This is a genomic window from Acinetobacter sp. CIP 101966 (assembly GCF_000369725.1).
GTDB classification, from domain to species: domain Bacteria; phylum Pseudomonadota; class Gammaproteobacteria; order Pseudomonadales; family Moraxellaceae; genus Acinetobacter; species Acinetobacter lwoffii_Q.
On sequence record NZ_KB850160.1, the window covers coordinates 1,349,815 to 1,371,706 of the forward strand.

The 21,892-nt window shown below is 46.2% G+C and carries 18 protein-coding genes; 10 read left to right on the top strand and 8 right to left on the bottom strand.

The genetic code is table 11. The features are described 5' to 3' along the window. Positions 1-80 precede the first annotated feature (80 nt). The 5 genes from F891_RS12570 to secF all read left to right on the top strand — a co-directional run bounded on the left by F891_RS12570 (position 81) and on the right by secF (position 5,547). Positions 81-923: a DUF4303 domain-containing protein gene (locus tag F891_RS12570; RefSeq protein ID WP_005263684.1), complete on the top strand. Its 843-nt coding sequence runs from the start codon at positions 81-83 to the stop codon at positions 921-923. Between the two features lie 130 nt (positions 924-1,053). Next, on the top strand, positions 1,054-2,184 hold the full coding sequence (gene tgt, locus F891_RS12575) for a tRNA guanosine(34) transglycosylase Tgt (protein ID WP_005252828.1): 1,131 nt from the start codon (positions 1,054-1,056) through the stop codon (positions 2,182-2,184). A 100-nt stretch (positions 2,185-2,284) separates the two neighbouring features. Then, a complete protein-coding gene (gene yajC, locus F891_RS12580) occupies positions 2,285-2,614 on the top strand; it encodes a preprotein translocase subunit YajC (RefSeq protein WP_004645158.1) in 330 nt (109 codons plus the stop codon). Between the two features lie 51 nt (positions 2,615-2,665). Continuing rightward, positions 2,666-4,564 carry a protein translocase subunit SecD gene (secD, locus tag F891_RS12585; RefSeq protein ID WP_004281655.1) on the top strand — a complete coding sequence of 633 codons (1,899 nt, stop codon included), beginning with the start codon at positions 2,666-2,668 and terminating at the stop codon, positions 4,562-4,564. An 8-nt stretch (positions 4,565-4,572) separates the two neighbouring features. Next, positions 4,573-5,547, top strand: coding sequence for a protein translocase subunit SecF (gene secF / locus F891_RS12590; protein ID WP_171054344.1), 975 nt, complete (start codon positions 4,573-4,575; stop codon positions 5,545-5,547). Positions 5,548-5,571: 24 nt separating this feature from the next. Here the strand turns inward: secF and F891_RS12595 are convergent, their stop codons facing one another. The 5 genes from F891_RS12595 to cysM form a co-directional block, all read right to left on the bottom strand. After that, complete coding sequence (locus F891_RS12595) at positions 5,572-6,255, bottom strand: S24 family peptidase (RefSeq protein ID WP_004281653.1); 684 nt, start codon at positions 6,253-6,255, stop codon at positions 5,572-5,574. Between the two features lie 100 nt (positions 6,256-6,355). Further along, the gene (locus tag F891_RS12600) at positions 6,356-8,665 is read right to left on the bottom strand and encodes a RelA/SpoT family protein (RefSeq protein ID WP_004281652.1); all 2,310 of its coding nucleotides are present in this window, start codon (positions 8,663-8,665) and stop codon (positions 6,356-6,358) included. A 32-nt stretch (positions 8,666-8,697) separates the two neighbouring features. Then, a complete protein-coding gene (gene rlmD, locus F891_RS12605) occupies positions 8,698-10,086 on the bottom strand; it encodes a 23S rRNA (uracil(1939)-C(5))-methyltransferase RlmD (protein WP_004281651.1) in 1,389 nt (462 codons plus the stop codon). A 6-nt stretch (positions 10,087-10,092) separates the two neighbouring features. Further along, positions 10,093-10,911 (bottom strand): 3'-5' exonuclease, encoded by an 819-nt coding sequence (locus F891_RS12610; protein WP_004281650.1) that lies wholly within the window; start codon positions 10,909-10,911, stop codon positions 10,093-10,095. Positions 10,912-10,929: 18 nt separating this feature from the next. Beyond that, positions 10,930-11,859: a cysteine synthase CysM gene (gene cysM / locus F891_RS12615; RefSeq protein ID WP_005263689.1), complete on the bottom strand. Its 930-nt coding sequence runs from the start codon at positions 11,857-11,859 to the stop codon at positions 10,930-10,932. 362 nt (positions 11,860-12,221) lie between these two features. Here cysM and F891_RS12620 point away from each other — a divergent pair, with 362 nt between their 5' ends. The 5 genes from F891_RS12620 (at position 12,222) to rsfS (ending at position 18,148) form a co-directional block, all read left to right on the top strand. Continuing rightward, positions 12,222-15,029 (top strand): GacS-like sensor histidine kinase, encoded by a 2,808-nt coding sequence (locus F891_RS12620; protein ID WP_005263690.1) that lies wholly within the window; start codon positions 12,222-12,224, stop codon positions 15,027-15,029. Between the two features lie 107 nt (positions 15,030-15,136). Beyond that, positions 15,137-15,925 (top strand): crotonase/enoyl-CoA hydratase family protein, encoded by a 789-nt coding sequence (locus F891_RS12625; protein ID WP_004645147.1) that lies wholly within the window; start codon positions 15,137-15,139, stop codon positions 15,923-15,925. A 36-nt stretch (positions 15,926-15,961) separates the two neighbouring features. Beyond that, complete coding sequence (locus F891_RS12630; RefSeq protein ID WP_005263691.1) at positions 15,962-16,831, top strand: NAD(P)-dependent oxidoreductase; 870 nt, start codon at positions 15,962-15,964, stop codon at positions 16,829-16,831. A gap of 39 nt (positions 16,832-16,870) precedes the next feature. Beyond that, the gene (locus F891_RS12635; protein WP_005263692.1) at positions 16,871-17,659 is read left to right on the top strand and encodes a hydroxypyruvate isomerase family protein; all 789 of its coding nucleotides are present in this window, start codon (positions 16,871-16,873) and stop codon (positions 17,657-17,659) included. 81 nt (positions 17,660-17,740) lie between these two features. Then, positions 17,741-18,148, top strand: coding sequence for a ribosome silencing factor (gene rsfS, locus F891_RS12640; RefSeq protein ID WP_005263693.1), 408 nt, complete (start codon positions 17,741-17,743; stop codon positions 18,146-18,148). Positions 18,149-18,414: 266 nt separating this feature from the next. Here the strand turns inward: rsfS and F891_RS12645 are convergent, their stop codons facing one another. From F891_RS12645 to F891_RS12655, 3 genes are read right to left on the bottom strand one after another with little or no spacing between them, the layout of a single operon-like run. Next, a complete protein-coding gene (locus F891_RS12645; protein WP_005252850.1) occupies positions 18,415-19,860 on the bottom strand; it encodes an NAD(P)(+) transhydrogenase (Re/Si-specific) subunit beta in 1,446 nt (481 codons plus the stop codon). Positions 19,861-19,863: 3 nt separating this feature from the next. Next, entirely contained in the window at positions 19,864-20,187 is a 324-nt protein-coding gene (locus F891_RS12650) for a proton-translocating transhydrogenase family protein (RefSeq protein WP_004281642.1), read from the bottom strand. A gap of 11 nt (positions 20,188-20,198) precedes the next feature. After that, positions 20,199-21,326, bottom strand: coding sequence for a Re/Si-specific NAD(P)(+) transhydrogenase subunit alpha (locus tag F891_RS12655; RefSeq protein ID WP_004281641.1), 1,128 nt, complete (start codon positions 21,324-21,326; stop codon positions 20,199-20,201). Between the last annotated feature and the right edge of the window lie 566 nt (positions 21,327-21,892).

Genomic DNA, 21,892 nt, shown 5'->3' on the forward strand with positions numbered 1-21,892 from the left:
TTGGCGCATTAACTTATTATAAAAATAGCCAAGGATGCGGCTGTACCTATCTAAAACTTATAATATAAAGAATAAAAATTATGCTGGATTATTTAGAGCACTTGCAACAGACGCTGGTCGAGGAATTTTATCGGTTATACGACCATTATCAGGATGATCAAATCTATGCCTGTAGTCTGGTCTTTGACGAATTTTTACTGCTGGATGATCTGGCCATTTCGACTGAACGCAGTATTTTTAAAGATCCGGAATATCTTCAGCAATATCTGGCGGAACAGGATCGCTGGAATGTCCGGAAATGGCGTTATCGGGCACATGCTTTGCCCCACTCTGGACTCATTCCCTTTAAAACCTTGCTGGCCGATTATTTTAAAACCCAGCACAGCTTTGGCCATCCGGTATTGGCACAGCAAAAACAGCTGCACGCGACGCATCTGGATTTATTGCTGGATAGTTTTAAACAGGCCAAATATCGTCTTTCTGAGGCTTATGGTCTGGATCTGAATAGCATCCTGTTTTTCATGAGCCTGCCGACCCAAGTCGAATTTGAATGCCAATCCGCGCAGACACTTAATCCGGCCCATATTCATTTACAGAAATTTCTGGCATCCAGACAAACTACTCATTTACCTGCCATGCAGAAACGCTTGAAACTCTCGCAAAACGACAAGGATATTCTGATTGATCTGGAGCAGATGCTGGTGATGGAACCTTATGATTATCTGCAAGTGGCACAAGATGCCTATTTGCTGACCTTGGAATCCTATTTTGTCGATAGCAATATTTATATCCAGAAACTGATCCAGCATATCGCCGCAATGGCCTCGGAACCGGATGGCAGCTGTGCCCTTAGCCGGGAAGATATCCAGCAGCGCTTGCAGCAGTTTTCTGTACATCCACCCATTTCTACGGATGTTCCCTAGCTTCAGCGATAAATAAAATTACAGAGCGAATGCTCTACAATGCTGGCGTTTAGTGTAAGAATCAAGGAAAATAGCGCCCTTTAGCTATAACAATCAGCGAACTGTTTTTTCGCCTTGATGTGGAACTCCTATGAAGTTTGAAAAATTAGGTCAGTCGGGCCGTGCCCGTCGTGGTCGTTTAACGCTTGAACATGGTGTGGTGGAAACCCCGATGTTCATGCCTGTGGGTACTTATGGTACGGTCAAGGGCCTGTTGCCACGCGACATTAAAGAGATCAAATCTCAAGTCATTCTGGGTAATACTTTCCATTTGTATCTACGTCCAGGACTGGATGTAATTCGTGAACATGGCGGCCTGCACGGCTTTATGAAATGGAATAGTCCCATTTTGACCGATTCAGGCGGCTTCCAGGTCTTCAGTCTGGGCGCAATGCGTAAAATTAAAGAAGAAGGTGTGACCTTCCGCTCGCCGATTGATGGTTCAAAAGTATTTTTATCTCCTGAAATTTCAATGGATATTCAGCACACGCTGAACTCTGACATTGTAATGATTTTTGATGAATGTACCCCGTACCCTGCGACGCATGAAGAAGCGCAAAAATCGTTGCAACTTTCTTTACGCTGGGCCAAACGCTGTAAAACCCAGCATCATGACGTGCTGAAAAACCGTAATGCGCTGTTCGGTATTATTCAAGGCGGCATGTATGAAGATTTACGTGATGAATCTTTAAAAGGCCTGCTAGAAATCGACTTTGATGGTTATGCGATTGGCGGCCTGTCCGTTGGTGAGCCAAAAGAGGAAATGATCAAGGTACTGGATTATCTTCCAGAAAAAATGCCTGCAGACAAACCGCGTTATTTGATGGGCGTCGGCAAGCCTGAAGATATTGTGGAAGCGGTGCGTCGTGGTGTCGATATGTTTGACTGCGTAATGCCAACCCGAAATGCACGTAACGGTCACTATTTTGTGACAGACGGCTTGGTGCGAATCCGTAACAGTAAATACCGTCATGACCAAAGCCCACTCGATCCGCATTGCGACTGCTATACCTGCCAGAACTTTACCCGTGCCTATTTATTCCATCTTGAGAAATGTGGGGAAATGCTCGGCTCTATGCTCGGTACGATTCATAATCTGCGCTATTACCTGCGTTTGACTGAAGCAATGCGTGATGCATTAGACAACGGTACATTTGACGAATTTGTTCATGACTTTTATGCCCGCCGTGGCCTGGAAGTGCCACCTTGTCCGCAAGATTAATCCATCAGCATTTGCGCTGAGGAAAAAGACAATGTAAATTGCAAGAATATGTCAATTTATTATCGAGTTGATCACCAGTTTTTTATTTTAGGAAAATGTAATGAGCCTTTTTATTTCGACTGCTCACGCTGCAGGTGAAGCTGCACAACAACCAAGCATGATGGCGAACCTTTTGATGATTGCTGTTTTTATTGCAATCTTCTATTTCTTGATCTGGCGTCCTCAATCTAAACGTGCCAAAGAACACCGTGCTTTGGTCGACAGCCTTGGCGTTGGCAGTGAAGTGGTATTTGCAGGCGGATTAATGGGCAAAATCACCAAGATTGAAGGTGACTTCGCAGTGGTTGAATTGAGCCGTGGTGTAGAAGTCAAAGTTCAACGTGCAAGTGTGATTTCAGTCCTCCCTGAAGGCACTTTAAATAACCTTTAATCAAAAATAGTCGTGCCCTCGCACGACTTTTTCATTTTAAGAAGAAAACGAATGCGTTACCCAGCATGGAAATATGTACTGATCCTGGTTGTCCTGGTGATCAGTACCTTATATGCCCTGCCAAGTTTGTATCCAGATGAACCTGCTGTACAGATTTCGGGTGCCAAAGCCGGTACTCAAATTGATGCAAGCATCGTACAAAAAGCAGAGCAAATTTTAAAAACTGAAAATATTGCCACCCATGACAATAGCTTTGGCAACAATGCAGCTTTATTACGTGTAGATTCAAGTGAATCACAGCTTAAAGCTAAAGAGGCTTTACGTCGTGGTTTAGGTGATGATTACGTGGTTGCATTGAACCTTGCCCCGACCACCCCAGAATGGCTGCAAAAAATTGGTGCCAAACCAATGAAGCTCGGCCTGGATTTACGTGGTGGTGTTCACTTCTTGCTTGAAGTGGATATGGACAAGGCCATTTCCCAGCGCATGGAAACCTCTGCGACGGATCTACGTCGTCAGTTACGTGATAACAACCTGAAATTTAATAGCCTGAATTTAAGCAACAACACCATTGTGATGCAGTTTGCCAACAATGATGATCGTTCTGCAACGATGGACTTCTTGCGCCGTAATGGCAATGAGTTTACCCAGCAGGCTGTTGCGACCGAGACCGGTTCGACCTTACGTCTAAACTATACTGATGTGCGTAAGCAAGAAATTGAATCTTATGCTGTCAATCAGAACTTGACCACTTTACGTAACCGTATTAACGAGTTAGGTGTGGCAGAAGCACTGGTTCAAACTCAGGGCAGCAACCGTATTGTGGTTGAGCTTCCTGGTGTGCAGGATACCGCTGAAGCGAAACGTGTCTTAGGTCGTACCGCGAACCTCGAGTTCCGTCTGGTGTCTGACCTGAATGATCAATATATTGATCCATATACCGGTCAGGCAACGGGTGCATTGCCACCAGGCACAGAAGTCTTTGCTTATGAGTCACTGGACAGTGGTCGTCAGCTCCTCTTGAACCGTAACCGTATCTTAACCGGTGAACGTGTTCAGAATGCATCAAGTGGCTTTAGCCAAGACACAGGCGGTGCTGAAGTTAACATTACCTTGGACAGCGCAGGCGGCAAACTGATGTCGGATGCCACCCGTAATGCGGTCGGCAAACGTATGGCCGTCTTGTTCATCGAGAACAAGCAGCGCATTAATTATGTGGAAGACCCTGCGACCGGCACTCAGACTGAAGTTCGTACCCCGTATACTGAATCTGTAGTCATTAACGCTGCAACCATTCAGGCAGTACTGGGTTCTCAGTTCCGTATTACTGGCCTGGACTCGCCGCAAGAAGCTGCTGAACTTGCCTTGATGTTGCGTGCAGGTGCGTTGGCTGCGCCAATGTACTTTGTAGAAGAACGTGTAATTGGTCCAAGTCTGGGTCAAGAAAACATCGATAAAGGTGTACTTTCAACTCAGATCGGTTTCCTTCTGGTTGCCATCTGGATGGTGGTATTCTTCCGTGTGTTTGGTGTGATTGCTAACTTTGCGCTGGTCTTTAACCTGGCGATGATTCTGACAGTCATGTCCTGGATTGGTGCTTCCCTGACCCTTCCGGGTATTGCCGGTATCGTGATTACCATCGGTATGGCGGTCGATGCCAACGTACTGATCTGTGAACGAATACGGGAAGAAATGAAATGGGGGGCTTCGCCAAAACAGGCGATTGTTGCTGGTTATGATCGTGCCTATAACACCATTTTCGACTCGAACTTAACCACATTCCTGGTGGCATTCATTCTGTTCGCGATTGGTACAGGTCCGATCAAAGGCTTTGCCGTAACCCTGATGATTGGTATTGTCTGCTCGATGTTTACTGCAATTACAGTAACGCGTGCCGTGGTACAGCTCATTTATGGCAAAAAACGTAACTTGAAAAAGTTGAGCATTTAAGGAGATCACTGATGACTGAAAATACTCAACTGAATCAAAAACAGTACGGTCGCCCGGAAGACGAACGCATTATTCCGTTTATGAAGATTGCGATGCCTGCGGCATTGTTTTCAATTCTCTTAACCGTTGCGAGTATCTTCTTTATTGCTACTAAAGGCCTGAACCTCGGTTTGGACTTTACCGGTGGTGTGGCAGCCGAGCTGAACTATACCAATCCGGTCAAACCTGAAGATGTCTCCAAGGCATTGAACCAGGCAGGCTTTAATGATGCTGTGGTTCAGACTTTAGGTTCTGAACGTGATCTGATGGTGCGTATGCCGGTTCAGGAAGATATCGAAGCTGAAGACTTGACCAAGGCTGTTACAGCAGCGGTTCAACTGCCAAATAATGCGGCAGAAGTACCCAAGGTCGATGTCGTCGGTGGACAGATCGGTAACGAGCTCTATGTCCGTTCTGGTGGTGCTGTGGCATTGGCACTCCTGCTGATGCTGGTCTATGTCACTATCCGCTTTGAGTTCAAGCTGGCCATGGGTGCCGTGTTGTCACTATTCCATGACATTATCGTCACCCTCGGGATTTTTGCGATGATGCAGTGGCCATTTGACCTCACTGTACTTGCAGCACTCCTTGCAATCATCGGTTTCTCACTGAACGATAATATCGTGGTCTCTGACCGTATCCGTGAGAACTTCCGTAAGATTCGTGGTGCAGAACCGGTCGAAATCATTAACATTGCCCTGACTGAAACGCTGCGTCGTACCATTCATACCTCTATGACCTTATTGCTGGTGGTGCTTGCCATGATGCTGATGGGCGGCGATGGTCTGAAATGGTTCTCGATCGCGATGTTTGTTGGTGTCTTTGTCGGGACCTATTCGTCCATCTATATCGGTACAGCCTTTGCCTTGTGGCGTGGTCTGAACCGTCAGGACTTTATTGTTCAGGTGAAGCCAGAATTTGAAGACGAGAACCAGATTCCATAATCTGTTCTGTTTCATGTTCATCGTTCAGCCCGTCTTATGATGGGCTGAATTATTTCTGCCGTTTGAATATATGGCAGTGGGAATAATCGCAATGACTGGATGGATTTTCTCAATATCAGTTTTTTGGAAAATCACCTGTCGATGTTCATCCAGGCTTTGGAATTCATAATGATCTTGAGCTTCGCTCACCAACTGCAAAATGAGCTGCAGGCCATTAACCAGATACACACAGAGTATGCCTGCAGTGGATAACTCGGCCTGTTTGTCACAGATCAGCCACCAGCCCGGTTTTAAGCTGGGAAAATAATACGGCCCTGCTACCTGAATTGCATAATGCTGTGCTTGCAGATGAAAAATATCCTGATTGAATGAAAATGCAGAATCTATAGGAATAAGTGCAAATGCCTGCTGTTGCACCACCTGCATCTGAAATAATACGCCTTGCTCTGGAATTGGAGCTAATTCAACTTTTGGCTCAGCCGACTGATCTAAAATAAGAGTATCCAGACCCAGTTGTTGTTCCAGTTCCCTTGCTGCCTTCTCCCCGATCTGGCGTTTGCTATTCAGCAATTGCGCAATATATGAAGCAGATAAGCCAAAATGTTCACAGATCTCTTTGCCGGTTTTAAATTGCTGGGTCTCGATCAGCAGATCAATCACCTTGGCCAGATTATTCCGTCTACGTTCAAATATTTCGGTCGCACTCATCTTGGGTTTCTGGTCTATTTTTTATGCATGTGATTCAAATACCTTACAATAAAAAAGCCCACAATTAAATTGCAGGCTTTTTAAACTTACATAACGGGAATTAAGTGCCCTGTACCAGACGGCGTGCACTGATAATTCCCGGTTGCTGCTCAAGACGGGCCAGCAGTTTGGAAAGTTGTGCCAGACCTTTGACTTCAATCAGCAGCTTCATATTGGCAATCCCGTCCGCTTCCGAAATGGTATTCACCTGACGGATATTGATCTGATCCGAGAAAATGACTTGAGTCAGATCCTTCAGCAAGCCGCGTCGATCATAAGCTTCCACTACAATCTGTACGCTCTGACCGCGAGTCGGCTGCATTTCCCAATCAGCTTCTACAGCACGTTCAGGCTCTTGAGTGATCATGCGAACATAGTCCGGACAAGCGACCTTATGAATGCTCACTCCACGATTCAGAGTGATATAGCCAGCGATCGACTCACCATGCACCGGTTGGCAACATTGCGCGACATGCAGTTCCACGTTATCCAGACCGTCGATCAGAATCCCGTGCGCTGACAGTGTATGACTGGCACGCGGATTCAAGGCAGGTTTCAGCACCAGTTCAGGTTCGTCCTGATCCAGATGCATGTGACGGTTCACCTGATTAATCAGGGCATGCAGGCTGATATCACCATTGACCAGATTCACCAGAATGTCATCACCGGTTTTGACATTGAAGTGGTTGCAATAATCACTCAGATCAATCGATTTCGGGTGAATTGCCAGACGTGACAATTCTTTGTTCAGTACTTCACGGCCAACTTCCAGGTTCTTGCTACGATCCTGCTGACGGAACCAGTGACGCAGCTTGTCCCGCGCACGGGCAGTCTTGATATAACCTAGCGAATTAACCAACCAGTCCCGATTAGGTTCCCGGTCTTTTTTGGTCAGAATCTCAACCTGTTCACCGGTTTTCAGGGTGTAGGTCAGCGGCACATAGCGCTGATTTACCCGTGCGGCATAGCACTTGTTCCCGACTTCGGTATGCACATGATAAGCAAAGTCGAGCACGGTCGAATCACGTGGTAGCTCTTTGATATCGCCATCACGGCTAAACACATAGATCTTTTCAAAGCCTTCAAAATCTTGAATATGCTCAAAATTCTCTATTTCATCTTCAGATTCTTTATGTGCACTGCTTTCATTGCGCTCTTGATAATGCTCAAGTACCGCACGTAGGGAATGCAGACGATGGTTAAAGGAGCGATCTGTGGTTTTTGCGCCTTCTTTATAATTAAAGTGTGAACATACTCCCAGCTCTGCTTCTTCATGCATGCTATGGGTACGAATTTGCACTTCAAGTGACTTGTTCTCGGCAATCACCGCAGTATGTAAAGAACGATAACCATTGGCTTTCGGATTGGTAATATAGTCATCAAACTGATGCGGAATATGGCGCCAGATCTGATGCACAATACCTAAAGTGTGATAACACTCCGGTACACTTTTCACCAGTACCCGTAAAGCACGAATATCATAGAGCTGGTCAAAGCTCAGGTTCTTGCTTTTCATTTTTCGATAAATCGAATAAATGTGTTTCACCCGGCCATTAATTTCAGCTTCGATGCCATGCTCGGCCAATTCATTGCGTAATTTATCAATCACAAACTGAATATACTGTTCACGCTCGAGACGCTTTTCATTCAGTAAGGACGCAATTTCTTTATAACGTTCCGGCGCAAGATAACGGAAAGCCAGATCTTCCAGCTCCCACTTTAACTGGGCAATACCTAAACGGTGTGCCAGTGGCGAGTAAATGGTCAGAATTTCTCGGGCCACCCGTTCCTGACGCTCACGTGAGGAATTGGCCAGTTCACGCAAGGCATAGGTACGTTCGGCCAGCTTGACCAGAACAACACGTACATCTTCGGTGACCGAGATCAGCATTTTGTAAATGCCAGACAGATGTTCACGCTGGTTATTATTGAAATGATCTTCCAGGCGTTTATTTTTTTCGATCAGCTCAGACAGCTTACCCATGGCAAGCGTACCTTTGACCAGGCTATGCACCTGTTCGCCGAACTGTTCCAATACTTCACTGAGTGGCATGACGCCTTCACGAACAGCACGATACAACATGGCTGCGGACAAAGTATCTTCATCGACGTGCAGATGCGCCAGAATATCCGCCATCTCAATACCGGTATAAAAGGTATTGGAGCGGTGCTGAACCGTACTTTGCAGCTCTCTTTCTAATGTTAAGTGGGCGACTTCTTCGAGCTGCGTTAAAGGTGCGCCATCTAATATGCCACGAACCCGATCCAACCATTCAGTCAGATCCTGGTGTGCTTGTTCGGCATGTTCTACAGTCGTCTCCTGTGACAACTCATTGAGTCGCCCAGGGAGTTGCTCACGTACTGTGACCATACCCGTCTCCTACTTTTAAAAACATCATTTCTTTAATCGTTTATTTGATTTTCTTTTTCGAACAATGCGATTGATTCAACATGTCCAGTATGTGTAAACATATCCATCACGCCCGCTTGGGTGAGACGATAGCCCTGTTGTACCAAGAGTCCTGCATCTCTGGCGAGTGTCGCAGGATTACATGACACATAAACGATTCTTTTAGCTCCAAACTGAGGGATATAATGCATGACTTCTTCTGCCCCGGCACGTGGCGGGTCGATTAATAATGCATCAAAACCTTGATTTGCCCAAGTGTGGTGCGAGAAATCTTTGGTTAAATCTTGTGAATAGAACGATATTTGTGCAATACCATTGTTTTTGGCATTTTCCGCACCACGTCGAACCATTTCATCACTTCCCTCGACCGCAATCACCTGACCCGACGCACCAACACAGCGCGCCAGCGGCAAAGAAAAGTTTCCTAATCCACAAAACAGATCCAGAACCCGTTCACCCTGTTGTAGCTGAAGCAAATCACATGCCAATCGTACCATTTGCGGATTGATGCTTGAATTTACCTGAGTAAAGTCCAGAGGATTAAAGCCGAATTTCACATCAAAGTCATCAAGACCATAGTGTAAGCGTGCAGATGCTTCTGGATCATCTATCCGCGAGAGCGTTTCTTTGCCGGCAGGCTGCAGATACAGTTGCCAGCCTTTCTGTAACGTAAATTCGCGCAATTGGTTGACATCATCGGCAGATAATTTTGCAGTTTCACGCACTAGCAGCGCAATGTCCTGATCCCCCATGGCCAATTCTATATGACCGATGTCAGCCTTACCATTGAGACCTTGCAGCAATTGTTTAAGACCTGTAACCGAGCCAAACTCGCGATCCAAGATCATACAGCGATCAATCGACGTGAGTTTGTTGGACTGATTTTCACGAAAGCCCACCACCAGCTGATCCTTGGAAGGCAGATAACGCACCCCGATTCGCGCTTTACGGCGATAATCTTCACGTTGTGAACGTAAAGGCGGTAGCCATTGATCGGGCTGGATTCCAGCAAAATGCTGAAGATGCGATTTCAGCACATTCTGTTTCAGTTCAATCTGCGCATCCGCAGCGATATGCTGCATATTACAGCCACCGCAAATCCCAAAATGTGGACACACCGGCTTCACGCGAATCTCAGAAGCATCGCTCAACAATTCAAGACTGTCGGCTTCTTCTAGCTTCTTAACTTCGCGGGTAATGCGGGCACGCACGGTTTCACCCGGCAAGGCATAACGGATAAAGACTTTCTTGCCATGTTTATGCTGCGGATGATCCGGATGTGAACCATAATGAGCGATGCCACGTCCCTCATGCGATAGTGACTCAACCTGAAAAATGTACTCGGGTTGCTGGATAGGACGTGCTTGTGCTCGATGTTTCATGAAAACCTAGGGTGTGGAGATGGGAAAATCAAATTGGGTAAATTCAGTTCGTTGCGAAGTCTCACGCCAAACTGATAAAAAGTCCGCATGCTGCGGTTGAGTATGCAAATATTGAATCGTGCTTTGCAGCAGATGCTGATAATCCGGCAGTAACAGCTGGCCTTTTAACAGCAACCAGCGGATATACACCAGCCAGGTATTCAGGACATCACCTTCACAATAAGACGTCAGTTCGGTCCATTGCTGATTGCGGACATATTCCGGAACCCGATAGGCTCCGTCACCGCGCTTGCCTGGATAGCCCAGCAAATGTGCAACATCATCCAGCTTCTGGAAATGACGGGCATGAAACATGGCCATCACATCCATCAGGTCAACATGACGATGATGGTAACGATTCTGGTAGTTATTATAACGCTTTTGCGTATCAATTTCGCCCTGATCGAACAGACTCGGTGCAGAGAGCCCATGATACATGGCGCGGTATAAAATCACTGGTAAATCAAACTGTGAGCCGTTCCAACTCACTAGAGTCGGATGGCGCTTGTCAAAAATCGACAAGAATTTTTTCAAAATTTCTGCTTCAGAATGCTGTTCTCGGCTAAACGAAAACAGCTTGATGCCCTGCTCATCCATCCACAAACCGGAAATACAGACGATTTCATGCAGCGGCAAACGCTGAAAATCCGAGCCTGAATCCTGACGGCGTAATTTGGTCAAGGCCTGATCCAGATCTGCTTCGGGCAGGTCCAGACCAAACAGATGCGCGCCTGATTTGAGATCGGTTTGGGTTTCAATATCGAAAGTTAAAACAGGCAGGCGCATAAAACAGTGCTCAAATAATTATTCAGGATCTTGTACAGAGAATAACCCTGTAGACAAGTAACGGTCACCACGGTCACAGATAATACACACAATCACTGCATCCGGATGTTCTTCCGCCAGTTTAATCGAGGCCCACACTGCCCCACCAGAAGAGGTTCCGGCACTAATGCCTTCTTTCTGTGCCAGCTTACGCATGGTTTTTTCAGCTTCGATTTGTGGAATATCAATAATGCGATCGACTCGGCTGCGGTCGAAAATGGTTGGCAGATATTCTTCTGGCCAGCGACGGATTCCGGCAATGCTTGAACCATCAGATGGCTGTAAACCGACGATCTGAATATCAGGATTCATTTCTTTCAGGTATTTCGACACACCCATGATGGTGCCGGTGGTACCCATAGAACTGACAAAATGGGTAATTTTGCCACCGGTTTGCTGCCAGATTTCTGGACCCGTGGTCAGGTAATGCGCTTCGACATTGTCCGGATTTCCGAACTGATTCAGCACCAGACCCACACCATCATTCTGCATTTGAGCAGCAAGATCACGTGCACCTTCCATGCCCTGCTCTTTGGTTACTTCAATTAGCTCGGCACCATACGCACGCATCGCGTCCTTACGTTCCTGACTCATATTATTCGGCATGATCAGCTTCATTTTATAGCCACGCATTGCTGCGACCATCGCCAATGCAATCCCCGTATTTCCGCTCGTTGCCTCAATCAGGGTGTCACCCGGTTTGATCTGCCCACGCTTCTCGGCCTGCATGATCATATTATAGGCCGGACGGTCTTTGACCGAACCTGCTGGGTTATTGCCTTCGAGTTTCGCGAGTACTGTAGCTTGAGTGTGACTTGCCAGACGCTGTAAACGCACCAGCGGCGTTTTGCCTACACAATGGTCTAACAAAAATTCATCTGCTTGAAAATCAGGGATGGTATTACTCATTATTTGCACCTATATCGAGGTGCGGCTATTGTATGAAAAAATGCTTTTCCCTGCACCCATTTAGCAAGGCTTTTTCAGAAAACTCACTAAAACTCACACACTATCAAGCCATAAACTACATTTCCCGATAATTTAGCCAGGTGAAGCAGCTCGCTAATGAAGATGAAAATACTATTTCAGTCTGGCACTTTTACAGATTGAAATTTCGTGCGTCTTAGTCTTGCTGTACCTGAGCAAAATTAACTGAAATCTCTTGTATTTTTAACTGCTAATCCGAAGCTTTATAAAAATTATGCTTAAATTTTAACTGTCGATTTAAAGCATGCTAATATGCCAGGCATAAAGAAAATACTGCTTAAATCATGTCAACGATCAACAAAAAGCTGTTTAAACGCCTACACTTAAATCATGCCTATGGACAGCTGATTGCGCTGATTTTTGTGCCGATTACCATTTTGGCCTGTGTCGGTGCCATGCTGGTGTTGACTGAGACCTCGAATGCCGCACGTGCCCAGCAGAAGCAGATGGCCATTGCGATTCTCACCCGTTTTCAAGGCACCTCAGAATATGCACTGGATATCTTGAATCTGTATCCATGGCAATATGACCAGGCTCACAACGCCATGCAGAACATGCTGAATGAAAAGCATCTGGTTCGGGCAGCAGTTCTGGATGAAAATGGCAAGAGCCGTTTGGGCATTGGTTTTCAGGAACAGGCGCCTTGGCCAGAATTTGAGAAAAGCGGCAATTTTGTTGGTCCGATTCTGCATCAAGATAATCATATCTATGCCATTAAAGTGAATGAAAACACTTTTTCTACCGGCTGGCTGGCGATCGAACTGGATAACCAGCCGCTAGCAATTGCCCGTTACCGGGTACTGATCGTACTGATTGCGACCGGATTACTGACCTTATTATTGTTATTACTTTGCTTGAATTTCTACTCACGGCGCTGGATCGCCCCAATGTATGAGATTCGCATGCAATTGCAACGCCTGAATGCCGATACCCTCGGCCAGCATATGGTGATTAATAGCACCGGAGAGCTACGCTTATTGCAACGTGATATCGCCAATGTGGTGAAACGTCTGCATTTCAGCTTTTTGGAACTACGTGAACATACCGAACAGACCGAAGATGATTTGCGCCGTACCCTCGACACTTTAGAAGTCCAGAATATTACCTATCGTCAGGCACGCGACCAGGCGATCTCGGCTAACCAGGCCAAGTCGGTGTTTCTGGCCAATATTTCCCATGAACTGCGTACCCCGCTGAACAGTATTGATGGTTTTATTCATCTGTTATTGCGTCAGGGCAATCTCAGCAACGAGCAGAGCCTGTATTTGCAGACCATTCGTAAGTCTTCGGCGCATTTGCTGGCACTGATTAATGATGTCCTGGATTTTTCCAAGATTGATGCCGGCAAACTGGAATTAGAAACTGCACCTTTCGATCTGGAAGAAGCGATTTTTGATGTGATGGACATGCTCTCGCCATTGGCAGCACAAAAACATATTGATATGGCCTTCTATTATGCAGATGGTGTGCCAAAACACATTATTGGTGATGCGCTACGATTTAAACAGATTCTGACCAACCTGATTTCCAATGCGATCAAATTCACTCCGGATGGAGAAATCATTGTCCGGGCACGCATGGAACATGATGGAATGGATCAGTGTGTGCTGCATTTTAGTGTACAGGATAGCGGCATTGGCCTGAGTGGTACCGACCGTAAAAAGCTGTTTGAGTCCTTCTCGCAGGGTGATACCTCGGTGACCCGTCAGTTTGGCGGTACCGGTCTTGGTCTGGCAATTTCCAAACAGCTGGTCAGCCTGATGCATGGCCAGATTGGTTTTGAAGACAATCAGGAACGTGCTCCAACCGAAAAAGGCTCTACTTTCTGGTTTACTGCCCAGTTCCTGGTCGATGAAGATACCGTGATTGAGCATCCAGATTTTAGCGAATTGACCGTGGTGTCTTATCTTGCACATCCGGCAACTGCGAATGTGCTGCGGCATTATCTGGAAAATTATCAGGTTAAACATATTGAATGTGCATCAATTCTGGATCTGTTTAGCCGTCTGAATCATTTACAGAATAGCGAAAATACCTGGCTGATCGTCGATCATAGTGGTGACAGTGAAGTCTTGTTACGCGAAATCCGTTCACGTTATCAGGGTCATCTGGCTGTCTATGGTTATCAGATGCAACTGGATCCAAGCATGCTCAATGACCATCGTGCCCGTGCCCTGCATCAGCCACTCAGCCGCAGCGCGCTGATTCAGTTACTCGGCAATCAGCCGGTCTTCGACCAGGAACAGCATGAAGAATTTAATGGTCAAGGCCTGCATATTCTGGCCGTGGATGATCACTTACCCAACCTGATTGTTCTGGAAGCCCTTCTGGGCGAACTGAATGTCACCACGACCAAAGCCCTCAGCGGACAGGAAGCGATCGATATTATTCAGCGCCGTTATGAACAGGAACAGCCGGCGTTTGATCTGGTCTTTATGGATATCCAGATGCCAGTCATGTCCGGGATCGATACCACCCGTGCTATTCGCTCGCTGGAATCGACCTTTGAAAATCATAGCCGCCTGCCGATTATTGCCCTGACGGCGCATGCACTTTCTGATGAAAAGCATAAACTGCTGCAAAACGGTATGGATGATTATGTCACCAAGCCGATCCAGATCGAGCAGATTATCCAAATTTTGACGCACTGGACCACCGAGCATTTTAAACGGATTCCGGTACTGGAACGTGCCAATGTGATTGATGCCCTAGATCCAAATATTCTGGACTGGCAGCAAAGCCTGCAACTGGCAGCCAATAAGGAAGATCTGGCAGTAGACCTGTTACGCATGCTGGTGGACAGCTTTGCAGATGAACTCGATGAAATGCAGCAACTGATTGAACTGGAAGATTTTCCACAACTGGAACATGTACTGCATCGTCTCTATGGCGCGACCCGCTATGTCGGTGCACCGACTCTGCAGAAAGTCACCGGTGGCTTTGAGCAGTTCGTTTCTACCTTGCGTAAAGAGCGCCGTAAGGCCGATGAAAGCTTTGTTCAAGAGGTACTGAAATATTTTGATGAACTCAAAGCCGTGGTTGAACAGGTTGAACAGGCTGCCCAGCAAATTTTGAAGCAACATTTAAATTAAACCTCTGAAGCTGCTCAGTTCTTAACTTACTCAAGTGTGACTGAGCTGTCATGCAAGCCTAAAGGCTGCATGCTATGCTCAAGCCAGGAAAAATAAGGAAGAATGACATGTCACTCGTGCGCTTGGAAAAAAATAACGGCATTGCCACTGTCACACTGAATCGTCCGGATAAACGCAATGCCATGAGCTTTGCCCTGCTGCGCGAACTGGTCGCGACTGCACAAAAAATCAAAAAAGATAAAAGCATCCGATGTGTGATTTTAACGGGTGAAGCTCAAGTCTTTAGTGCCGGTATTGATCTGGCCGATTTAAATAATCCTAAAAATCGTGCTTATGCTGCCTGGGAGCTGATTCGTCCGGGTCAAAGCCTGTTTCAAAAAGCATTTCTGGTCTGGCAAGAATTGCCCGTTCCGGTGATTGCCGCGATGGAAGGCTTCTGTTTTGGTGCCGGGATGCAGCTTGCCCTGGCCGCAGACATACGCATTGCCCATCCTGAGACTAAAATGTCAATTATGGAAACCCGTTGGGGACTGGTGCCAGACATGGGACTCAGCCGCTCACTGAAAGGCCTGATTGGTATTGATCTGGCAAAAGAGCTGACTTTGACTGCCCGGATTTTTGAGGGCGAATATGCCAAAGAAATCGGTCTGATCACCCATGTCGATGAACAGCCACTGGCAAGAGCACAAGCCTTGGCTGAAGAAATGCTGCAACGTTCCCCAGATGCGCTGATGGCCTCTAAATTTGTACTGGATGCCATGCAGCATCGTCCGAACAAATCCCTGCGTATGGAAAAAATCTGGCAATTGAAATTGCTGCTGGGTAAAAATAGCCAGCTGGCCCGTAAAAAAGACAAGAACCCAGAGGTTCAGTTTGTACCGCGCCAATATAAATAAGTCGAGTCTGAGTCAAAGCAAGGAATAAGAGAAAGTATGCAGTTGAATCGCGATACTAAAATTGCCTTTTTAGGTATGGGGCTGATGGGCACTCGTATGGCCACACGTCTGCTTCAGGCAGGTTTTCAGGTGGCGGTTTGGAACCGTACGCCAGCGGCCTGTGATCCCTTGCTGGATCTAGGAGCAACTGCACTGTCTTTAGACCAGATTGCGAATTATCCAGTGATTCTGACTTGTCTGGCAGATGATCATGCGGTGCAATCTGTTTTTGCTCAGATCGAACCGTATTTGGTTGCGGAGCAAGTGATTGTGGATTTTTCCAGTCTTTCGGTACAGCAAACTCAAACACTTGCCGCGCAAGCACAGGCCAAGAAAGTAATCTGGATTGACTCTCCGGTTTCAGGCGGTACCGCCGGAGCTGAACAAGGCAGTCTGGTGATTTTTGCCGGTGGTGATGCCGCGACGATTGAAAACCTTGATCCGATCTATGCAGTACTTTCACAGCGCGTGACCCGCATGGGTGATACGGGCACCGGTCAGGCGACCAAAATCTGTAATCAGCTGATTGTGGCTGCCAATAGCACCCTGATTGCAGAAGCGGTTGCCTTGGCTGGACTTGCGGGGGTGGATACCCGTTTACTGGCGCCTGCGCTGGCGGGTGGTTTTGCCGACTCCAAACCTTTTCAGATTCTGGCACCGCGTATGGCCACGCAAACTTTTGAACCGGTGCAATGGAAAGTACAGACCTTATCCAAGGATCTGAATAATGCCGTGCAACTGGCACAAAGCTTTGACCTGGATGTTCCGGTGGCGACTCAAGCTTTAACGCAGTTACATGCTCATCAAGCCCAAGGCTTTGCCGAAGCAGATCTGGCTACTGTAATCCAGCAACTAAAACATTCATAACGCTTGATTGATGCGGCCTTGAATATTGAAGAGAAAGACATGATTAAACTTGCCGTCAACCTGTCGATGATTTTTACCGAAGTGCCGCTGATCGAACGTTTCGCGCTGGCTCGTGCACAGGGCTTTAATCATGTGGAAATCCAGTTTCCTTATGAACTTACGATTGGCCAGATTCAAAACCAGCTCAGCACCCATCAGCTAAACTTGTGCCTGATTAATGTACCGGCAGGTGATTTAATGCAGGGCGGTCATGGTCTGGCTGGCATTCCAGGACAGGAAATCGAGTTTCGTCATGCGGTTGAGCAGGCCATCCAGTATGCCACGACGTTGAATGTACCCCGGGTCAATATCCTGGCAGGAAAACAGCCCTTGGACTGTGATCTGTTGCCCTGCCTGAATACGCTGGCGAGTAACCTGAAAATGGCCTGTTCAATGCTGCTTGAGCATCAAATTGAACCGGTCTTTGAAATGATCAATGGCATCGATATGCCACGTTTTTTGATTCAAAATGTTGCTCAAGCACAGGAAATGCTGGAAGCGGTACATCATCCGGCCTTAAAAATGCAGTACGACTGTTACCACATGGCAATGATCGGCGAAGATGTCTTAGAAACTTTGCAAGAAAATATTGCCTCGATTGGTCATATCCAATTTGCGGATTGTCCGGGACGACATCAGCCCAATACGGGCTCAATTCGATATCATGATATATTTCAGTGGTTAAAACATAGTCAATATCAAGGTTATGTCGCTGCCGAGTATAAACCCAGCGGACATTCCAACGATTCCTTTGACTGGAAAGCTGAGTTCTTTCCGGAGCATGACTGAGTGGACTGCGGCTTCATTTGAAATTCAGGACTAAAACCGCTATATTAGACCATGCATAATTGTTAGGAAATTACACTCCCCATGAATTTAGAACCATCGCCCAGCGCTTCTAATTCTCACGATCTTACTATGAATTCAAATTCTCAAGCTGTACAGGACTGCTTAAAAGTCGTACATGCTGCACTTGAAGATGTAAAAGCAAAAGAAATTGTTGAGCTTGATGTCAGCGGTATCAGTAATGTGGCTGATGCTATGGTCATTGCAAGCGGTTCATCGACACGTCACATCAAATCATTGGCCAATAACGTTGCTGAAGAAGCACGTAAAGCTGGCTTCCGCCCTCTTGGTATTGAAGGCGAACGTGATGCTGAATGGATCCTCATCGACCTTGGTTATGTTGTGGTTCATTGTATGCTTCCAACAGCGCGTAAATTCTATGACCTAGAAAGCTTATGGCGCAATCCTACAGATACTGACTCTGTAGCGTAAAAACCAAATATTCAAAAAAGCGACCTGTGTAGGTCGCTTTTTTATTGCCTGTTCATCTAACTTTATAAGCATTAATACAACTCAATCTGTTCGCTATTTTTTAATTTTCATCTTGTCTTATGCACCGATTTGATTGGTTTTTTAGGATCAATTCATCATAAACATAGACGTTCGATGACCACTCAATCATCTTTTTTCCAAGATATAAAATAAAAAATCCCCCTTTATTAAAGGGGGACTTAGGGGGATTCTAATGATTTAGATGATTAGTGACCTGTACCATTAATGGCTTTGGTCATATCTTCCACCACTTTCTTGGCATCACCGAAGATCATCATGGTCTTGTCATTATAGAACAAGTCATTGTCCAGGCCCGCATAACCGGTTGCCATAGAACGCTTGATCACCATAATCGTACGTGCTTTATGCGCTTCCAGAATTGGCATACCATAAATTGGCGATGTTGGATCATCTTTCGCTGCAGGGTTCACTACATCGTTGGCCCCAATCACCAAAACTACATCTGTTGCCGGGAAGTCCGAGTTGATCTCATCCATTTCCAGGATGTCTTCATACGGTACATCCGCTTCAGCAAGCAATACGTTCATATGACCCGGCATACGACCTGCCACCGGGTGAATCGCGAAACGAACCGTTACGCCCTGCTCTTTCAGCAAGTTAGCCAATTCTTTTACCGCATTCTGTGCACGGCCTTGCGCCATACCATAACCCGGTACAATCACCACGCTGTCTGCATTTGACATCAGGAAGCCTGCGTCATCTGCCGAGCCAGAACGGTGATTACGTTGAACCTGTTCACCAGCCCCTGCTGTTGGCGCAGCTGCACCGCCCATCGCACCGCCAAACAAAACGTTGATGATTGAACGGTTCATCGCTTTACACATGATGTAAGACAGAATGGCACCTGAAGAACCCACCAGTGAGCCTGCAACGATCAACATGTTGTTTTCCAGGGTAAAACCAATACCAGCTGCTGCCCAACCCGAGAATGAGTTAAGTAGAGATACCACCACTGGCATATCACCACCACCGACTGGTGCAATCCACACCCAGCCGAATGCCAGTGCAAGACCTGTCATTGCCCAGAACGAGGTCATATTGCCAGTCAGGAAGAAGTGAACACCAAAACCTAACATTGCAATAAAGATGATCGCCTGAACCGGTTTCACCCACGCACCTGAAATGGTTTTTGCCCATTTCTTTGCAGCCAGTTTGCCGTAAGCAAAGACTGATGCAGTGAAGGTAATCGCACCTACGAAACAGCCCACAAACAGTTCAAATAAATGAACACGGCTCATTTCATGGAAATTCACACCATTGGCAGCCAATAGGTCTGGACCAAGTTCAATCAGTTTGTTGTTATGAATAATCGCCGCTACTGCAATCAGGACTGCAGCCAGACCGACCAGTGAGTGCATAAGTGCTACAGTTTCTGGCATCTGGGTCATTGGAACTGTACGTGCACGGGCAATACCCACGATTGCACCCAGCACCATTGCGCCAATGATCATCCAGACGACTGGATTCTCAGCCACAAAGAAAGTAGTCACGACCGCAATGGCCATCGCGATCATCCCGTAACGGTTACCGGCAATCGCAGTTTTAGGACCTGATAAACCACGTAGCGTCAGGATAAAAAGAACGGCACCAATCAGGTAGAACCAATCCGCATATTCTCGAATCATTTCCATGGATTAACCCTCTTTTTTCTTTTGCTTAGGTTTAAACATTTCCAGCATACGTGCAGTCACTGCAAAGCCACCAAAAATATTGATACTGGCCAGGAACACCGCAATTGCACCAAGCACGCTCACCACATTAATGGTCTGGAAATCTACGCTACCTTCAACGCCGATCACCGGCAGGCCAACGGTCTGAATCATCGCACCGACAATAATAATCGATGACAAGGCATTGGTGACCGCCATCAACGGCGTATGCAATGCTGGCGTTACACCCCACACCACGTAGTAACCTACGAAAATGGCAAGGACAAAAATCGTAATTGTTTCAACCATGAGTCTTCTCCTTAACCACGTTTCAGCAGCACTTGGCCGCCATGAGTGACAAGTAGGGCTTTTTGAATTTCTTCTTCTTGATTCAGGACAAAATTCTTATCTGCATCAAATAGTGTTTCAACGAAGTTAAATACGTTACGAGCGTATAAAGCAGAGGCTTCAGTTGATACAGTCGATGGAATATTTGGAATGCCGAGAATTTTGACACCGTTGTCGGTATGGACTGTTTCACCACATTTCGAACCTTCGACGTTGCCGCCAGACTCTACTGCCATGTCCAGAATCACTGAACCTGGTTTCATTTTCGCAACTGTTCCAGCACGGATTAAACGCGGTGCATCACGGCCCGGTAAAAGCGCTGTGGTAATCACGATGTCAGCATTTGATACCGCTTTATCAACAATTGCAGCCTGATCGCGGATGTATTCTTCACCCGGCATCCAGCCATAACCATTTTTGGCAGCATCTGCAGCTTTTTGCTGCTCTTCAGCAGACATCGGTACGTCTAACCATTTACCGCCCAGAGATTCAACCTGATCTTTGGCAGTTGGACGCAAGTCCGTGGCTTCAACGATGGCACCTAAACGTTTTGCTGTTGCAATCGCTTGCAGACCTGCTACGCCGACACCCATGATCACCACACGAGCCGGTTTAACCGTACCCGCAGCAGTCATCAGCATCGGGAACATGCGCTGGTATTCAGCCGCAGCCAAAAGCACCGACTTGTAACCTGCAAGGTTGGCTTGAGAAGACAAGACATCCATGTTCTGCGCACGAGACAAGGTTCGTGGCAAAAGTTCCAATGCAAATGCAGACACGTTTTGTGCCGCGAATTGGTCAAGCTCAGTATTACGGTAAGGATCAAACATTGCCACGATAGTGGTGTTCGGGTTGAGTTTTTGAATTTCATCACCTTTCGGTGCACGAACTTTTAAAATCAACTGACTGCCGGTATAGGCATCATCCGTAATTTTGGCACCAACTTGTTCATAGGCACTATCGATATAGGCAGCTTTAACCCCTGCACCACGTTCGATAATCACGCTATGTCCTGCGCTGATCAATTTCTTTACTGTCTCTGGCGTCGCAGCGACGCGATTTTCACCGACAACAGTTTCGGCTGGAATTCCGATCTGCATGAGCGTTCCTCAAGCTAATTTTTCTTAAGTAAACATCGTGTAAACGATGCTTCCCCTCAGGATGTGTTCTTGTTGAATTTTTGGATTCTAATCAAACTGTTTGAAATTACCACCTACTATTTATTTAATAAATACCTATATTTTGAACTGATGATTCATAAAAATGATGCTGTGATAGCACATTTATTTAATTCAATGGCTATTCATATTAGATGCTTTCATAAACGATATTCATTCCGCTGAACGAAATATCTAGATTTTGCTGGCGTAAATAAGCGCAGATTTCTGATTTATTTTGTTACATTGATGATTCTGACAATGATTGCTGTATTTCTTGATTCAGAAGTAGATTTTCAATTTCTCTAGTCCCTATAGATAGCGGCACTTTAGCTGTGCTGTTTTTTTAGCTTTGACTTTTTTGACAGATTGGGCACTCAAGCAAGATCACTGGTTTTAGATGTTAAAATCTTATTTTATGAAATGATAGAATTTGTTTTGAGCAGATCTTCATCAGACAAAATTGATAGATCTGACAAAAAATAATCGCCAAAATTTTATAAGACTCA

Excerpts from the sequence above, each read along its gene's own strand:
- F891_RS12570 (WP_005263684.1), top strand. The coding sequence starts at position 81 with ATGCTGGATTATTTAGAGCACTTGCAACAGACGCTGGTCGAGGAATTT.
- tgt (WP_005252828.1), top strand. The coding sequence starts at position 1,054 with ATGAAGTTTGAAAAATTAGGTCAGTCGGGCCGTGCCCGTCGTGGTCGT.
- yajC (WP_004645158.1), top strand. The coding sequence starts at position 2,285 with ATGAGCCTTTTTATTTCGACTGCTCACGCTGCAGGTGAAGCTGCACAA.
- secD (WP_004281655.1), top strand. The coding sequence starts at position 2,666 with ATGCGTTACCCAGCATGGAAATATGTACTGATCCTGGTTGTCCTGGTG.
- F891_RS12595 (WP_004281653.1), bottom strand. The coding sequence starts at position 6,255 with ATGAGTGCGACCGAAATATTTGAACGTAGACGGAATAATCTGGCCAAG.
- F891_RS12600 (WP_004281652.1), bottom strand. The coding sequence starts at position 8,665 with ATGGTCACAGTACGTGAGCAACTCCCTGGGCGACTCAATGAGTTGTCA.
- rlmD (WP_004281651.1), bottom strand. The coding sequence starts at position 10,086 with ATGAAACATCGAGCACAAGCACGTCCTATCCAGCAACCCGAGTACATT.
- F891_RS12610 (WP_004281650.1), bottom strand. The coding sequence starts at position 10,911 with ATGCGCCTGCCTGTTTTAACTTTCGATATTGAAACCCAAACCGATCTC.
- cysM (WP_005263689.1), bottom strand. The coding sequence starts at position 11,859 with ATGAGTAATACCATCCCTGATTTTCAAGCAGATGAATTTTTGTTAGAC.
- F891_RS12620 (WP_005263690.1), top strand. The coding sequence starts at position 12,222 with ATGTCAACGATCAACAAAAAGCTGTTTAAACGCCTACACTTAAATCAT.
- F891_RS12625 (WP_004645147.1), top strand. The coding sequence starts at position 15,137 with ATGTCACTCGTGCGCTTGGAAAAAAATAACGGCATTGCCACTGTCACA.
- F891_RS12630 (WP_005263691.1), top strand. The coding sequence starts at position 15,962 with ATGCAGTTGAATCGCGATACTAAAATTGCCTTTTTAGGTATGGGGCTG.
- F891_RS12635 (WP_005263692.1), top strand. The coding sequence starts at position 16,871 with ATGATTAAACTTGCCGTCAACCTGTCGATGATTTTTACCGAAGTGCCG.
- rsfS (WP_005263693.1), top strand. The coding sequence starts at position 17,741 with ATGAATTTAGAACCATCGCCCAGCGCTTCTAATTCTCACGATCTTACT.
- F891_RS12645 (WP_005252850.1), bottom strand. The coding sequence starts at position 19,860 with ATGGAAATGATTCGAGAATATGCGGATTGGTTCTACCTGATTGGTGCC.
- F891_RS12650 (WP_004281642.1), bottom strand. The coding sequence starts at position 20,187 with ATGGTTGAAACAATTACGATTTTTGTCCTTGCCATTTTCGTAGGTTAC.
- F891_RS12655 (WP_004281641.1), bottom strand. The coding sequence starts at position 21,326 with ATGCAGATCGGAATTCCAGCCGAAACTGTTGTCGGTGAAAATCGCGTC.